General features: G+C 72.0%; 15 protein-coding genes and 2 pseudogenes. 14 read left to right on the forward strand and 3 right to left on the reverse strand.

Features of this window, described 5'->3' with window-relative positions; all coding sequences use genetic code 11:
* Positions 1–15 precede the first annotated feature (15 nt).
* Genes DDJ31_RS04760 through DDJ31_RS04770 form a run of 3 tightly spaced genes read left to right on the forward strand, consistent with a single transcriptional unit; the run spans position 16 to position 1,927 of the window.
* Positions 16–687, forward strand: a complete 672-nt coding sequence (locus tag DDJ31_RS04760) for a FadR/GntR family transcriptional regulator (RefSeq protein ID WP_127181542.1) — start codon at positions 16–18, stop codon at positions 685–687.
* Positions 687–1,022 (forward strand): L-rhamnose mutarotase, encoded by a 336-nt coding sequence (locus DDJ31_RS04765; RefSeq protein ID WP_127181541.1) that lies wholly within the window; start codon positions 687–689, stop codon positions 1,020–1,022. The genes DDJ31_RS04760 and DDJ31_RS04765 overlap by 1 nt, the downstream gene beginning before the upstream one ends.
* On the forward strand, positions 1,019–1,927 hold the full coding sequence (locus tag DDJ31_RS04770; protein ID WP_127181540.1) for an amidohydrolase family protein: 909 nt from the start codon (positions 1,019–1,021) through the stop codon (positions 1,925–1,927). The genes DDJ31_RS04765 and DDJ31_RS04770 overlap by 4 nt, the downstream gene beginning before the upstream one ends.
* A 294-nt stretch (positions 1,928–2,221) precedes the next feature.
* On the opposite strand, the gene DDJ31_RS04775 is transcribed toward DDJ31_RS04770, so the two are convergent.
* Positions 2,222–3,169 (reverse strand): aldo/keto reductase, encoded by a 948-nt coding sequence (locus DDJ31_RS04775; protein ID WP_127181539.1) that lies wholly within the window; start codon positions 3,167–3,169, stop codon positions 2,222–2,224.
* Positions 3,166–4,464, reverse strand: coding sequence for an enolase C-terminal domain-like protein (locus DDJ31_RS04780; RefSeq protein WP_127181538.1), 1,299 nt, complete (start codon positions 4,462–4,464; stop codon positions 3,166–3,168). The genes DDJ31_RS04775 and DDJ31_RS04780 overlap by 4 nt, the downstream gene beginning before the upstream one ends.
* Positions 4,465–4,576: 112 nt before the next feature.
* Here DDJ31_RS04780 and DDJ31_RS04785 point away from each other — a divergent pair, with 112 nt between their 5' ends.
* The 9 genes and pseudogenes from DDJ31_RS04785 to DDJ31_RS04825 form a co-directional block, all read left to right on the forward strand.
* The gene (locus tag DDJ31_RS04785; RefSeq protein WP_127181537.1) at positions 4,577–5,413 is read left to right on the forward strand and encodes a fumarylacetoacetate hydrolase family protein; all 837 of its coding nucleotides are present in this window, start codon (positions 4,577–4,579) and stop codon (positions 5,411–5,413) included.
* A complete protein-coding gene (locus DDJ31_RS04790) occupies positions 5,410–6,150 on the forward strand; it encodes an SDR family NAD(P)-dependent oxidoreductase (protein WP_127181536.1) in 741 nt (246 codons plus the stop codon). Before DDJ31_RS04785 ends, DDJ31_RS04790 begins: the two co-directional genes overlap by 4 nt.
* Before the next feature lie 148 nt (positions 6,151–6,298).
* Entirely contained in the window at positions 6,299–7,522 is a 1,224-nt protein-coding gene (locus DDJ31_RS04795; protein ID WP_127181535.1) for an ABC transporter substrate-binding protein, read from the forward strand.
* 12 nt (positions 7,523–7,534) lie between these two features.
* Complete coding sequence (locus tag DDJ31_RS04800; protein ID WP_171480771.1) at positions 7,535–8,473, forward strand: carbohydrate ABC transporter permease; 939 nt, start codon at positions 7,535–7,537, stop codon at positions 8,471–8,473.
* Entirely contained in the window at positions 8,466–9,320 is an 855-nt protein-coding gene (locus DDJ31_RS04805; protein WP_127181534.1) for a carbohydrate ABC transporter permease, read from the forward strand. Before DDJ31_RS04800 ends, DDJ31_RS04805 begins: the two co-directional genes overlap by 8 nt.
* A 37-nt stretch (positions 9,321–9,357) precedes the next feature.
* Entirely contained in the window at positions 9,358–10,701 is a 1,344-nt protein-coding gene (locus DDJ31_RS04810) for an alpha-L-fucosidase (RefSeq protein ID WP_127181533.1), read from the forward strand.
* A 230-nt stretch (positions 10,702–10,931) separates the two neighbouring features.
* Positions 10,932–11,141 (forward strand): ferredoxin, encoded by a 210-nt coding sequence (locus DDJ31_RS04815; RefSeq protein WP_127181532.1) that lies wholly within the window; start codon positions 10,932–10,934, stop codon positions 11,139–11,141.
* Positions 11,131–11,937 (forward strand): annotated as a pseudogene (locus DDJ31_RS04820) (NAD(P)/FAD-dependent oxidoreductase); the annotation flags it as partial. The gene DDJ31_RS04815 and the pseudogene DDJ31_RS04820, both read left to right, overlap by 11 nt.
* 8 nt (positions 11,938–11,945) lie before the next feature.
* Positions 11,946–12,233 (forward strand): annotated as a pseudogene (locus tag DDJ31_RS04825) (cytochrome P450); the annotation flags it as partial.
* 189 nt (positions 12,234–12,422) lie between these two features.
* On the opposite strand, the gene DDJ31_RS04830 reads toward DDJ31_RS04825, so the two are convergent.
* On the reverse strand, positions 12,423–13,127 hold the full coding sequence (locus DDJ31_RS04830) for a hypothetical protein (RefSeq protein WP_127181530.1): 705 nt from the start codon (positions 13,125–13,127) through the stop codon (positions 12,423–12,425).
* A 296-nt stretch (positions 13,128–13,423) separates the two neighbouring features.
* Between DDJ31_RS04830 and DDJ31_RS04835 the strand changes: the two genes are divergently transcribed.
* Together DDJ31_RS04835 and DDJ31_RS04840 are read left to right on the forward strand one after the other, a co-directional pair.
* Positions 13,424–14,635, forward strand: coding sequence for a glycosyltransferase (locus DDJ31_RS04835; protein ID WP_127181529.1), 1,212 nt, complete (start codon positions 13,424–13,426; stop codon positions 14,633–14,635).
* Positions 14,636–14,676: 41 nt separating this feature from the next.
* A complete protein-coding gene (locus DDJ31_RS04840) occupies positions 14,677–15,069 on the forward strand; it encodes a signal peptidase I (protein ID WP_127181528.1) in 393 nt (130 codons plus the stop codon).
* Positions 15,070–15,106: the final 37 nt, after the last annotated feature.

The following is a 15,106-nucleotide window of genomic DNA, read 5'->3' on the forward strand; positions in this document are numbered from 1 at the left end:
TCTAGAGTGGTCGGCATGGCGGTCACCGATCAGGCAATTCTCAAGATCAAAGAAATGATCGTTTCGGGTGAGCTCTCCCCCGGAACGCGGCTCCCTCCCGAGAAGGAGCTGAGCGAGTCGCTCGGCCTCTCGCGCAACTCCCTGCGCGAGGCCGTGAAGGCGCTGGAGGTGATCCGCGTCCTGGACGTACGGCGCGGCGACGGCACCTACGTCACCAGTCTCGAACCGAGGCTGCTCCTTGAGGCCCTGTCGTTCGTCGTCGACCTGCACCAGGACGACTCGGTCCTCGAGGTCTTCGCCGTCCGCCGGATGCTCGAACCGCAGGCGGCGGCACTGGCGTGCCGTTCCATCACGGAAGCCCAGCTGGCCGAGATCGAGAAGCAGGTGGCGGACGTCGGCGAGGACGCGGACGTCGAGACGCTCGTGGCGCACGACCTCGCGTTCCACCACCTCATCGCCGAGGCGACCGGCAACGCCTACCTCACCAGCCTGCTCGACTCCCTGTCGAGCCACACCGTGCGCGCCCGGGTCTGGCGCGGCATCACCGAGGGCGGTTCGGTCGCCCGCACGATCGACGAGCACAGCGCCATCCTGGACGCGCTGCGCGGGCGCAACGCGGAACTCGCGCAGGCCCTGATGATCGCCCATGTCTCCGGGGTGGAGCACTGGCTCAGGAAGGCCCGCTGATGCGCGTCGCACTGCACTCCGAGATCCGCGAGAGCGCCGTCGACGACTACCGGGACCACCACGCCAGGATCCCCGACGACCTGGTCGCCGCGTTCGGCAGGCTGGGCATCCACGAGTGGACCATCTGGCGTTCGGGGCGGCGGCTCTTCCACCTCGTCGACTGCGACGACTGGGACGCCGCCGTCGCCGCCCTGCCGCACGAGCCCGCCGACCAGGCCTGGCAGCGTGACATCGGACGATTCGTGGAACTGTTCCGTGACGCCGACGGCGATGAGGGCACCGCGCCGCTCGAACTGATCTGGGACCTCACCGCGCAGCGGGACGGTGCCGGATGACGCCGTCGTCGCCCCTCGGCGGGCCGGGCGGGCACGGCGGCGCGGAGCTGATCGACGCCCATGTACATGTCTGGGACCCGCGCCGGGTGCGCTACGACTGGCTCGCGGGAACACCACTGGACCGGCCCCGGCTGCCGGGCGACATCGACGACGCCGACGGCGCGGTCTCCGGCTGGGTGTTCGTGGAGGCCGACGCCGCTCCCGAGGCCGCGCTCGACGAGGCGCGGTGGGTCGCGGGTCTCGAGTGGCCGGGGTTGGCGGCGATGGTCGTCGCGGCCGATCTGGAGGCGCCCGACGCGGGTGAGCGGATCGGCCGGGCGGCCGGGCTGCCGTTGGTGCGGGGCGTCCGTCACCTGCTCCAGGGGCTGCCCGGGGAACGGCTGGCGGCGCCCGCGCTGGCCAGGGGGCTGGCCGAGGTCGCGCGCGCCGGTCTCGTCTTCGACGCCTGTGTGCGCTGGACGCAGCTCGACGCGCTCGACCGTCTCCTCGGCGACTCCTTCGACGGCACCGTCGTCCTCGACCATCTGGGCAAGCCGCCGGTGGACGAGGGGGTGCGGTCCGACGCCGGGCGGTCCTGGCTCGCGTCGCTGCGGCGCCTCGCCCGGCACGAACGGCTGGTGGTGAAGGTCTCGGGGCTCCCCGCTGAGGCGTCCGACCGGGGCACCCTGCGCCGGCACGGCCCTGACCTGGTCCGGGCGGCCGTCGACGTGTTCGGCGCGGAGCGGTGCATGGTCGCGGGCGACTGGCCGGTGAGCGTCGGCGCGGACGCCGGGACGACCGCGGGCGAGTGGTTCGGTCTGGTGCGCGAGGTCGTCGGCGCGGACGACTGGCCGCGGGTCGCGGCGGGCACCGCGCGCGCGGTCTACGGAATCCGCGGCCGGGACGGCGAACCGGTCCGGGACTGAACGCACGGCCGAACGCACGGCTGAACTCGCGGCCGAACGCACGGCCGAGAGGTCCGGCGGGGTGTCATGCGGCGTGCGGACACGTCCCGTCGGACCGTCCGACCGTCCCGTCGGACCGTCCAGGCGGACGTCGGACCGTCCGGGCGGACCGTCGGACAGGCCCGGACCTCGCGTGGTGACGCGGTGTCCGGGCCTGCCTCGCGCATGTGCCGGGGCGCACCTCGGCTCAGCTCATCAGCTCAACTCGGTTCAGCTCAGTTCCGTTTAGTTCCGTTCAGCTCAGCTCAGCTCACTTCAGCTCGGTTCAGGGATCAGTCGCTCCTCGCGCAGCGCGGTCCACAGTTCGCCGGGGATCGTGGTCGCCAGATGGGCCGCGTTGGCGCGCATCTCGTCGGCGCGTGCCGTGCCGACGAAGACCTGGTCGACGGCGGGATGCAGCAGCGGGTACTGGAGGGCGGCGGCGGGCAGCGCGACGCCGAAGCGGGTACAGACCTCCCTCAACCGCTCGGTGCGCGCGGCCAGTTCGGGCGGTACGGCACCGTAGTCGTAGTGCGCCGTCGTGGGGTTGTCGGAGGCGAGCAGTCCCGAGTTGAACACCGCGACGGCGAGCACCCGCACCCCTCGTCGCGCGCAGAGGGGCAGGAGTTCCTCGGCGGCGGGCTGTTCGAGCAGGGTGTAGCGGCCCGCGATCATGACGACGTCGAGGTCGCCGGCGCGGACCGCCCGCACCGCCGCCGCCACGCTGTTGACGCCGATGCCGATCTCGTCGACCAGTCCCGCTTCCCGCAGCCGCGCGAGCGCGGGCAGCCCGAGGCGCAGCCCCTCGTCGAGGCCGTGGACGTCGGGGTCGTGGAGGAAGAGGGTGTCGACGCGGTCGACGCCGAGGCGTTCGAGCGAGTCGTCCAGGCTGCGCCTGATCCCGGCGAGGCTGGGGTCCCAGAGCCTGACGTGGTCGTCGGGGACGGCGAATCCGTTCGCCTCGTCGGTGCCGGCCCGCCGGCCGGTGTGGGGCACGATCAGCCGGCCGGCCTTGGTCGACAGGCGGTACGCGTCGCGCGGCCGCTCCCTGAGGAACGCGCCGAGTCGGCGCTCGCTGAGCCCCAGTCCGTAATGGGGCGCGGTGTCGAAGCTGCGGACTCCGGCGGCCCAGGCTTCCGCCAGGACGGCGCGGGCGTCGTCGTCGGACACCTCGCGGTACAGGTTGCCGATGGGGGCGGCTCCGAATCCCAGGCGCTCGATCACGCGGTGACCTCCGTGGGCGCGGTCCAGCGGTACGCCTCGATGGAGGCGGGGTGCATCTCGGTGCCGGCGCCCGGTGCGGTCGGGGCGTGGTACCGGCCGCCGCTGACCACGGTAGGGGTCACGAAGTGCTCGTGCAGGTGGTCGACGAACTCGATCATGCGGCCCTCGGCGGTGCCGGAGACCGCGACGAAGTCGAACATCGACAGGTGCTGGACGGCCTCGCACAGGCCCACGCCGCCCGCGTGCGGGCAGACGCGGGTGCCGAACTTCGCGGCGAGCAGCAGATGGGCGATGTTCTCGTTGACGCCGCCGACCCGGGCCGCGTCGATCTGGAGCACCTCGATCGCGCCCGCCTGGAGGAACTGCTTCACCATGATGCGGTTGTGGGCGTGTTCACCGGTGGCCACGGGTACGGGTGCGACCCCGCGGGCGATGGCGGCGTGTCCCAGGATGTCGTCGGGGCTGGTGGGTTCCTCCACCCAGGCCACGTCGAAGGGTGCGAGCGCGCGGACCCAGCGGATCGCGTCGGAGACGTCCCAGCGCTGGTTGGCGTCGATCGCGATGGGGAATCCGGGGCCGCAGATCTCCCGGGCGATGCGCATGCGTCGGATGTCGTCGTCGAGGTCGGCGCCGACCTTCAGCTTGATCTGCGGGAAACCGGCGTCGACGGCCTCGCGGCACAGCCGGGCGAGTTTCTCGTCGGAGTAGCCGAGCCAGCCTGGGCTTGTCGTGTACGCGGGGTATCCGTCGGCCAGCAGGAGCCGCTCGCGCTCGGCGCGGCCGGGCTCGGCGGCGCGCAGGATGGCGATGGCCTCGTCGCGGGTCAGGGCGTCGGTGAGATAGCGGAAGTCGACGAGGTCGGCTATCCGCTCCGGCGTCATCCGGGACAGGAGCTGCCAGAGCGGCAGTCCTGCCCGCTTGGACTTCAGGTCCCAGAGCGCGTTGAGGACCGCTCCGATGGCCATGTGCATGATGCCCTTCTCGGGCCCGAGCCAGCGCAGTTGGGAGTCGTGCGCGAGGAGCCGCCACGCCTCTCCCATGTCGTCGAGCAGCGGCTCCACCTCGCGTCCGAGCAGATGGCCCTCCAGCATCTGGATGGCGGCCACCTGCACGTCGTTGCCGCGGCCGATGGTGAAGGCGAACGCGTGCCCCTCGTGGCCGTCGGGCGCGTCGGTGCGGATGACGACATAGGCCGCCGAGTAGTCGGGGTCCGCGTTCATGGCGTCCGAGCCGTCGAGCGACGCGGAGGTCGGGAAGCGGACGTCCGCCGTGGAGACGGATGTGATCGTGGTCATGGGTCCTCCCGGGAGCATCTAAACATCGGATCAATCGAAGGGTCAAATGGTATGGTGCCGTCGACCCGGCCCACTTGTGGGCTCAGAGTTCCGATGTTCCGGAGGCGTTCCCATGAAACTCGCACGGATCGGAGAGGCAGGCCGGGAGATACCGGTCGTCGTCGCCGAGGACCACTACCTCGACCTGTCGCCCCTCACGCACGACATCGACGGGGCCTTCCTCGCGGGCGGCCTCGACCGGGTCGCCGACGCGGTGGCCGCGGGCTCACTCGCGCGGGTCGAGGCCGCCGGGCAGCGGCTCGGCGCGCCGATCGCCCGGCCGTCCGCGGTGATCTGCGTGGGGATGAACTACGCCGCGCACGCCGCCGAGTCGGGGGCGGCGCCGCCCGAGGACCTCGTGGTGTTCCTCAAGACGCCCAACACCGTGACGGGACCGGACGACGACGTCACGATCCCGCCGGGCAGCACGAAGACCGACTGGGAGGTGGAGCTCGGCGTGGTGATCGGGCGCCGGGCGAGCTACCTCGGCTCGCCGGCCGACGCCCTCGCCCACATCGCCGGGTACACGCTGGTCAACGACCTGTCCGAACGCGAGTGGCAGATCGAGCGGTCGGGCGGCCAGTGGAGCAAGGGCAAGTCGTTCCCCGGCTTCTCGCCCGTCGGCCCCTGGCTGGTCACCGCGGACGAGGTCGACCCGCGCGCGCTGCGCCTGCGCAGCTGGGTGAACGGCTCGCCCCGCCAGGACTCCAGCACCGCCGACATGATCTTCGACGTCGCCCAGATCGTCCGGCGGCTCAGCCAGTTCCTGGTCCTCGAACCCGGCGACCTGGTCATGACGGGCACCCCCGAGGGCGTCGCGCTGTCGGGCCGCTTCCCCTACCTGAGCCCCGGAGACGTCGTCGAGGTCGAGATCGACGGGCTCGGACGGCAGCGGCAGGTGACCCGATGACCGGCTTCGAGAACGTCAGGGCCCTGGTCACCGGAGGCGCCTCGGGCATCGGAGCGGCGATCGTCGCCCGGCTGCGCGCGGAGGGGGCGCGGGTGGCCGTGCTCGATCTGAACCCGCCGGAGGGCGACCCCGACGCGCACCGGGTGGACGTCGGGCGCGACGACGACGTGCGGGCCGCGGTGGAGCGGGTCGCCGAGGCGTTCGGCGGGATCGACGTCGTCGTCAACAACGCCGGGATCGGCGCCCAGGGCACCGTGGCCGACAACTCCGACGAGGAGTGGCACCGCGTCCTGGACGTCAACGTGCTCGGCGCCGTGCGGATCAGCCGCGCCGCGCTGCCGTGGCTGCGGCTCTCGCCCTGCGCCGCGATCGTGAACATGTGCTCCATCGCGGCGAGCGCGGGGCTCCCGCAGCGCGCCCTGTACGGGGCGAGCAAGGGGGCGTTGTACTCGCTGACGCTTCAGATGGCCGCGGACCATGTGCGCGAGGGGATCCGGGTGAACGCGGTCAGTCCCGGCACCGCGGCGACGCCGTGGGTGACCCGGCTCCTCGATTCCGCGCCCGACCCCGTCGCCGAGCGCGCCGCGCTTGACGCCAGGCAGCCGCACGGGCGGCTGGTGGAGGCGGCGGAGGTCGCCGACGCGGTGGCCTATCTGGCCAGCCCCCGCGCGGGTTCGACGACCGGGACCGTCGTCGAGGTCGACGGCGGCATGTCGGGGCTCAGGCTGCGCACCTGAGCGGAGTTGTCCGATGTCTGCGCGGGTTACGGGGAGATATCAAAGGATTGCGCTGCCGTTGACACGATAAACATCGGATGATTACATCGCAGATGCCTGGGACCGGAGTATCCAAGCCACCAGGCCGAATGAAATCAAAGGTGATGACATGAGAGTACGGACTGCGGCCGTCGCCGCCGCGGCTGTGGGGGCCCTGCTCCTCACGGGCTGTTCCGGCGGCCAGGGCTCGGTCGGCGGCGACACCCTCACCTGGTCGATGTGGATCGGCTCGTCGGACGACCAGAAGGTCTGGGACGGCGTCGGGGACACCGGCGCGCAGGCGTCGGGCAAGAAGGTGTCCCTCCAGGGCTCGCCGTTCGCCGACTACTGGACCAAGATCTCGACGCAGCTCGGCACGTCCGCAGCGCCCTGCATCGTCACGATGCAGAGCCTGCGGGTGAACCAGTTCGCCGACGGGCTGCTGCCGCTTGACGACCTCATCAAGTCGACCGGTTTCGACACCGGAGCCTTCGACGAGGGCGCGGTGAAGGCCCTGGCCGTGGACGGCAAGCAGTACGCCATCCCCTACGACACCGGCCCCATGCTCCTCTTCTACAACAAGGACGCCTTCGCCGAGGCCGGTGTCGGCGCTCCCGAGCCGGGCTGGACCGTCGACGACTTCCAGGCCGCGGCCACCGCCCTGAAGAAGAAGGGGCAGGTCGCCCTCGCGACCACGGTCGAGGACATCTTCCTTGAAGGAACGATTCTCTCCGTCACCGGCGGCACGATGATCGACGACTCGGGCAAGGTCGCCCTCGACGACCCCAAGACGGCCGAGGCCGTCGACTGGCTCGCGGGCCTCGTCAAGGACTCCACCGCGACCAGGGCCGACGGCGCCGACGCGAGCGCCGACGACAACGCCTTCATCAACGGCACCGCCGCCGCGGTCGTGGGCGGCCCGTGGAACTCCCTCGACTTCAAGGCGAAGGCGAAGTTCGACGTCGGCGTCACGACCATCCCCTCCCCCGAGGGCGCCCAGAAGACCTACTCGGCGGGCAGCGGGTTCGGCATCTCCAAGACCTGCTCGGACCCCGCCGCCGCCTTCACCGCCATCACCGCGATGACGTCGGAGAAGACCCTCGCCACGCTCGCGAAGGACGGCCGGGCCTTCCCCGCCCGCACCGCGGCGCAGTCGGCCTGGTACCAGAACGCCGGTATCGACGGCGCGAAGGCGGCCCTGGACAGCGCGCTCGCGAGCGCCGTCCCGCTGCCGGGCAGCGCCGACGGCGACAAGCTCAACCAACTGCTCAGCCAGTACGGCCCGCAGATGGTGGACGGGCAGAAGCCGGCCGCGGACGTGCTGGCGGAGATCTCCCGCCACCTCGGAAAGTAGCCGGATCACCCCATGGCACCCCTCCCCGCACGCGAGGTGACCGCCGAGGCGGCGCCGAAGGACCACCGCCGCGGCGCCCGCGGGCCCGGCCGGTCCGAGATGGCCGGCATCGGATTCGCCGCGCCGCACGCCCTCGGGCTGGCGCTGTTCACCCTCCTGCCCATCGGCATCGCCCTGTTCATGAGCCTGCACGACTGGCCCATGATCGGCAGCCCGTCCTGGACCGGCTTCGCCAACTACAGCTCGCTGCTGAACGATCCGACGTTCCGCACGGCGCTGGTCAACACGTTCCTGTTCGTCGTCCTGTACGTGCCCCTCAACCTGGTCGTGTCCCTCGGGATGGCGGCCTGGCTCTCCCCGAAGATCAGACACCGGCAGATCTTCCGGGTCATCTTCTTCCTGCCCACCGTCACCCCGATCGTCGCCAACGCGGTGGTGTGGCGGATGCTCTACCAGCCGGGCGGCGCCATCGACGCGACGGCGCGGTCGTTCTTCGGCATCACCATGCCGGACTTCCTCGCCGACCCGCACTGGGCGATGATCGCGATCGTCGTGATGAGCGTCTGGCAGGGCTTCGGCTACAACATGATCGTCTTCTCGTCCGCGCTCGACTCCGTGCCCGAGAGTCAGCTGGAGGCCGCCTCGCTGGACGGCGCGAACGCCTGGACGGTGTTCTGGCGCATCAAACTCCCGCTGATATCACCGTCGTTGTTCTTCGCGACCACGATGACGCTCATCACCTCCTTCCAGGTGTTCATCCAGCCGTACATCATGACGCGCGGCGGTCCGGGCGACTCCACGGTCACGCTGGTGCAGTTCATCTACAACCAGGGCTTCACGTTCCAGAAGCTCGGACTGGCCTCCGCCGCGGCCTGGGTGCTGTTCGTCATCATCCTCGGCGTCACCGCCGTGCAGTTCCTCGGGCAGAAGAAGTGGGTGCACTATGAGTGACGTCCTCCCCCGCGGACGGGGCGTCAGGAAGCTTCGCCCCGCGGTCGGTTACACGCTGCTCGTCCTGGTCGCGCTGCTGTTCATGTCGCCGCTGATCTTCATGGTCGGGACCTCGCTGAAGGCGCCGTCGGAGATCTTCTCCACCCCGCCGTCCCTGTTCGGCTCGACGCTCGAATGGGGCAACTACTCCGAGGTCTTCTCCTACGCGCCGTTCACCCGCTACCTCGTCAACGGCGTCGTCGTCGCGACCAGCGGCACCCTCGTCACCCTCGCGGTGTCGGCGCTCTCCGGGTACGCCTTCTCCCGGCTGCGCTGGCGCGGCAGGACCGCCACCTTCACGGTCTTCCTCGCGACGATGATGCTGCCCCAGGAAGTCATCATCGTGCCGGCGTTCGTGCTGATGCGGGAGTTGGGGTGGGTCAACACCTACCAGGCGCTCATCGTGCCCTGGGCGTTCACCGCGCTCGGCGCGTTCCTGCTGCGCCAGTTCTTCCTGACCGTCCCGCAGGAGCTTGAGGACGCCGCCCGCATCGACGGGCTCGGCCGGCTCGGCACGTTCTTCCGCATCATGCTCCCGCTGGCCAGGCCCACCCTGGCGGTGCTCGCCGTCTTCACCTTCATCACCTACTGGAACTCGTTCCTGTGGCCGCTGGTGATCGTCAACGACGTCTCCACCCTCGGCACCATCCCGCTCGGCCTCCAGCAGTTCTTCGGCCAGCAGGGCACCCAGTGGCACCTCATCATGGCCGCCTCGGTGATCTCCATGCTGCCGTCCACCGTCCTGCTCATCGCCCTCCAGCGCTACCTCGTACGCGGCATCGTCACCTCGGGCCTCGGCGGCCGCTGACCCCGCGGAACGCCCCACCAGGAAAGGACCATCCGGCATGGCCATGTTCAAGGACGCCCCCGAGCGCCCGCAGCAGTACCGGCAGTTCGAGCGCGAGACGCCGGCCTGGTTCAAGGACGCCAAGCTCGGCATCTTCGTCCACTGGGGCCCGTACTCGGTACCGGCCTGGGGCGAGCCCATCGGGGCGCTCGGCACCATCGACGAGGAGGAGTGGTTCAGGCACAACCCGTACGCCGAGTGGTACTACAACACCATCCGCATCGACGGCAGTCCGGCCGGGCGACACCACGAGGAGACCTACGGCGGGGCCGACTACGACACGTTCCTCGACCTGTGGAAGGCCGAGGCGTTCGACGCCGACGCCGTCATGGACCTCGTCGCCGCCACCGGCGCCCGCTACTTCGTGCCCACCTCCAAGCACCACGACGGCGTCGCCCTCTGGGAGGCGCCGGGCACCGGCGACCGCAACACCGTGCGCCGCGGCCCCGAGCGCGACCTGATCGGCGAGTTCCGCGACGCCGCCGAACGCCGGGGCATCCGCTTCGGCGTGTACTACTCCGGCGGCCTCGACTGGCACTTCAGCCAGAGCCCGCCCATCGTGCGCCACATCGACGACACCCTGCGCCCCCGCGACAAGGCGTACGCCGACTACGCGTTCGACCATGTCGCCGACCTCATCGAGAAGTACCGGCCCGAACTCCTGTGGGGCGACATCGAGTACCCGGACGCGGGCAAGCCCGAGGGCGACAAGAGCCTCGTCGAACTCTTCCGCCGCTTCTACGCGGCCCGCCCCGAGGGCGTCGCCAACGACCGCTGGGGCGAGACCCATTGGGACTTCCGCACCAGCGAGTACGAGCAGGGCCGCGACAGCGAGGGCGACGGCGCCTGGGAGAACTGCCGAGGCGTCGGCTTCTCCTTCGGCCACAACCGGCTGGAGGACGAGTCCCACTCGCTGAGCGGGCAGGGCGCGGTCCGGCACTTCCTCGACGTCGTCTCGCGCGGCGGCAACCTGCTGCTGAACATCGGCCTCACCGCCTCGGGCGAGGTCACCGCCCTGCAGCGGCGCACCCTCGAAGCGCTCGGCGCGTGGAACGCGGCGCACGGCGACGCCGTCTTCGGCTCCCGCCCGCTCGCCGCCGGCCTCGCCAGGCCCGCCGACGAGCCCTGGGTCCGCTGGACCCGTACCGGGCAGACCGCGCACGCCTTCGTGGACGCCCCCGCGGGCACCCGGGTGGCCCTCGACGCCGACGCCGCCGCGCTCGACCTCGCGTCGGCCACCGCGACCGAGGCCACCACGGAGACCGCCGGCGGCGTGCTCACCGTGACGGTCGGGAACCACGCCCTGGCGGGACCGGTCCGGGTGGACATCCCGCTGCGCTGACTCCCGGGCCCGCACGACGGGCGTGGCGAGGCCCCCGGTGGCGGGCGGTTCCCCGGTGCGGGAACCCGTCCACCGGGGGCCGCGCCACGCCGTCAGGGGGTCCGTGCTCCCGCGGCCCGCTCCCGGCCCCCGACCGCCCCGCCCGACCCCCTTGGCTCAGCACCGCTCGCGCCCCCGCCTCCCGGGCCGTAGCACGGTGAGTGCGGGCTCGGCGCGAAGAGGTGGACCTGATGCGGATCGTCGTCGATCTCAACCGGTGCCAGGGGTACGCGCAGTGCGTGTTCCTCGCTCCCGAGACGTTCGCGCCGCACGGTGAGGAGTCGCTGATGTACACGCCCGCTGTCCCGGAGGGCGGCCTCGCGCGGGTGCGGGCGGCCGCGGCGGCGTGTCCGGTGCGGGCCATCCTGGTCGGGGAGCGGGCGGGTCCCGGTGCGGGGTGAGCCGCGGGAGGGCCGGATCGTCGTCGGGGCGTCGCTCGCCGGGCTCAGGGCCGCCGAGACGCTGCGCGACAAGGGGTTCACCGGATCGCTGACGCTCCTCGGCGACGAGGAGCAACCTCCGTACGACAGAACGCCGTTGTCGAAGCAGGTGCTGCTCGGCAGGACACCGGCGCGGGACGTCGGACTGCCACGCCCGCGCGCGGTGGACGCGACGTGGCGGCTCGGGGTACGGGCCGAGGGGATCGGCCCGGTCGAGAAGCGGGTGCTCCTCGCGGACGGCGAGCGGCTGCCCTACGACCGGCTGCTGATCTCCACCGGGACCCGCGCCCGCCCCTGGCCCGACCCCGCCGAGGCCGCCCTCGACGGGGTGCTGACCCTGCGCACCGCCGACGACGCCCTCGACGGGGTGCTGACCCTGCGCACCGCCGACGACGCCCTCGCCGCCCGGCTCGACGCGCGGCCCCGCCGGGTCCTGGTGATCGGCGCCGGGTTCACCGGCTCGGAGATCGCCTCCGCCTGCCGGGAACGCGGCCTCGACGTGACGGTCGCCGACCGCGGGCCCGCGCCGCTGGTCGGCGCGCTCGGCGCGTTCGCCGCCGCACTCCGGCGCGCGCACGGCGTCGACCCGCGGTGCGGGGTCACCGTCACCGCGCTGCGCGGGCGCGGCGGACGGCTCACCGGCGCGGAGTTCTCCGACGGCGACAGGATCGACGCGGAGGTCGCGGTCGTCGCGCTCGGCGTCGTCCGCAACACCGAGTGGCTCGCCGGGTCCGGCCTCGCCGCCGGGCCCAGGGGGACGCCGAGGGCGCGCCGCTGATCCTCGCCCTCGCCTCCGCCAACCGTGATCCGCGCCGCTTCGCCGACCCGGACCGCTTCGACCCGACCCGCGCCGACAACCAGCACCTCGGGTTCGGCAGCGGCATCCACAGCCGCTTCGGGGCGCCGCCGGCCCGTCTTGAGGCCCGGATCGCCCTGGACACGCTCCTCCCGCGGCTGGAGGGCGCCCGTCCGGTCGAGGACCCGCCGCCGTACCGGCGCAGCCCCGTCCTCCGCGGGCCGAGACAGCCGCTGCTCGAACGGACGCCGGCCTGACGGCTCCCGACCAGGGTCTTCGGTCAGCCGGCCCGGAGACCGCCGGCGCCGGGCGCGGTCGGGTCGCCCGGCGTCCGCTGCCCGGCGGCCCGACCGCCGTGCGTGAAGGACCCGTCCGGCACCCGCCCGCCGCGTCCTCGCCGGTCGGGCTGCGCGGCGAGGTCGCGCCCGCCGCGCGGTCCCGGGTGCTCAGCCCGCGGGGGTGTTGTAGTTGACGATGCCCGCCACCAGGTGGGCCGCCGCGCCGGCCAGCGGACTGTCCACGCCCTTGCCCACCACGTCGGGCAGCCGGTGCGCCTCCTTCTCGGCCGCCGCGACCATGCCCCAGTAGGCGTTGTAGGCCGCGGGGTCCGCGGGTTTGTCGGTGGCCGCCCCCACGGTCAGGGCGCCGTCCTCGTCGACCACGGCCAGCGCGCCCATCTGCCGCAGTACGGACGGATCGCGTTCCTCGGCGGCCACCACGCCCCACCCCGTCACCTCGGTGTCCCGCAGCGCGGCGAGGAGACTGCCCGCGCTGTCGCCGCCGGACACCACGATGTCGGGCAGCACGAGCGCGACGGGTCCCCGTGTCATCGGCAGGGCGCATCGGATCGCTCCGTCGAGATCCGGTTCGGACGACTCGTTCTGGTAGACGAACACCATTTGAAAGGTCTCGGCATAGCGCGCGAGGTACTTCACCGTGTCCATTTTGTGCGGCCCGAACACGACGACGAGCCGCACATTGAGCCCGCTTTTGGTCAGTTCGACGACCGCCTCGAGACTGCGGTCGAGGACCGTGACTCCCGGGGCGAGACAGTGCAGCTCTTTCGAGTAAGGCGCGCTGAAGCGCGTCGCCGATCCGGCGCAGGGAAGGATGACCGAAACATCAGGGACGAAAACCGACGAACTCTGCATTCAACAGCTCTCAGGTTGTGTTGACGATCGGAAACCGGCTGGAAGGCACGCCGGCGCCCACCGTGGCCGTGGAGGACGGCTCCCGGTGGGATTCAGCGTCTGTCGACTGGATCATTCACAGCCTGCCCACTCCCGGCGGTCTTCATCTCCGCTTTCACAGCGTCCACTTGGGTACCAATCGGGACGAAGGCAATGCGAGCGTGACTTCAAATGTCTTGCCTCCGTTGGTCGTCGGCGTTTTCGCCACCGCGCGACCTACACTGCTGCGCATATTCCTGGACGAAAGAGGGCGTGGAATGCGGGTGTTGTTGTCCACCTACGGGACGCGCGGCGATGTCGAGCCGCTGGTGGCACTCGCGGTGCGGCTCAGGGCCCGCGGAGCCGAGGTGCGGATGTGCGCCCCGCCGGACGAGGAGTTCGCCGAGCGGCTGGCAGGGCTCGGGGTGAGCCTGGTGCCCGTCGGGCCGCCGGTGCGGGAGCTGACACGCGGGACGGGGCTGCCGTCGGACGCGGAGCTGGCCCGGTACCGGAGCGAACTGCTCGACACCCAGTTCGCCCTGCTCCCCGCCGCGCTCGACGGCTGTGACGTGCTGGTGGCGGCCGGGCTCGCGCAGATCGCCGCCCGGTCCGTGGCCGAGGCCGCGGGTGTCCGCTACGTGTACGTGAGTTACGCGGCGGTCCACCTGCCGTCGCCGCACCACGCGCCACCGCCGCGACCCGGCTGGCCGAAGCCGACGGAGACCGACAACCGGACACTGTGGGCGCTGGACGCCGAGCTGCTCGACGCGCAGTACGCCGAGCAGCTCAACGCCCATCGGGCGGCGCTCGGTCTGCCGCCGGTCGGCACCGTCCGCGACCATGTCCTCACCGACCGGCCGTGGCTGGCCGCCGACCCGGCCGTGGGACCGTGGCGGACGATCCCGGGCCTGGAGGTCGTCCAGACCGGAACCTGGAGCCTGCCGGACGAACGCCCGCTCCCCGACGACCTGTTGACGTTCCTCGACGCGGGCGCTCCGCCGGTCTACGTGGGGTTCGGCAGCATGAGCCCGGCGCGGGACATCGCCCGCGGGGTCATCGAGGCGCTCCGCGCCCAGGGGCACCGGGCGCTCGTCTCCCGGGGCTGGGCCGGGCTGGGCCTGATCGACGACGGGGACGACTGCTTCGCCGTCGGCGAGGTCAACCACCAGCGGCTGTTCGGCAGGGTGGCCGCCGTGGTGCACCATGGCGGGGCCGGCACGACGGTGACGGCCGCCCGTGCGGGCGTGCCCCAACTCCTGGTGACCGCGCCGATATCGGACAACCCGTACTGGGCCGGGCAGGTCGCGGAACTCGGCGTCGGGGCCGCCCTCGAAGGTCCCGCTCCGTCCGCGGAGTCGCTGGGCGTCGCCCTCGAGAACGTTCTCGCGCCCGAGACCCGGGAGCGGGCGCGGGCGCTGGCCGCCGAGATCCGCACCGACGGGGCCGCGGTGGCCGCGGGCCTGCTCATGGGCGACCTTCGTCCGGCGTGATCGCCCGCATCGCGCGGGCGAGTTGAGTAGCGTTCGGGCGCATGGACGACGGCGTGTACGTGGGCGACGCAGGCAAGGACGCGACAGTGGACCGGGGTTGGCTGCTCGGTCACTTCAAGGAACACGGGGATCTCCGCCACAGCGACGCCGTGGAGGTCAAATGGGGGGTCCACCCGCGCGGTGAGCAGCGCGCGCAGTGGGTGCGGGGCGAGATGCGGACCGCGCTCCTGGTCCTCGTCTCGGGCCGGTTCCGGATGGAGTTCCCCGGCCGCAGCGTGGTGCTCGAGCGGCAGGGCGAGTACGTCGTCTGGGGGCAGGGCGTGGATCACTCCTGGTGCGCCGAGGACGACTCCGTGGTGCTGACGCTGCGGTGGCCCTCCGTACCCGGGTACGTGGCGACGGCCGAGGAGGGGCCGACGGGGTCGCCCGGCTGACGGTGACCGTGCGGGGGCGCCGGGCGGTGCCGGTGCG

It is taken from the genome of Streptomyces griseoviridis (assembly GCF_005222485.1).
GTDB classification, from domain to species: Bacteria; Actinomycetota; Actinomycetes; order Streptomycetales; family Streptomycetaceae; genus Streptomyces; species Streptomyces hintoniae.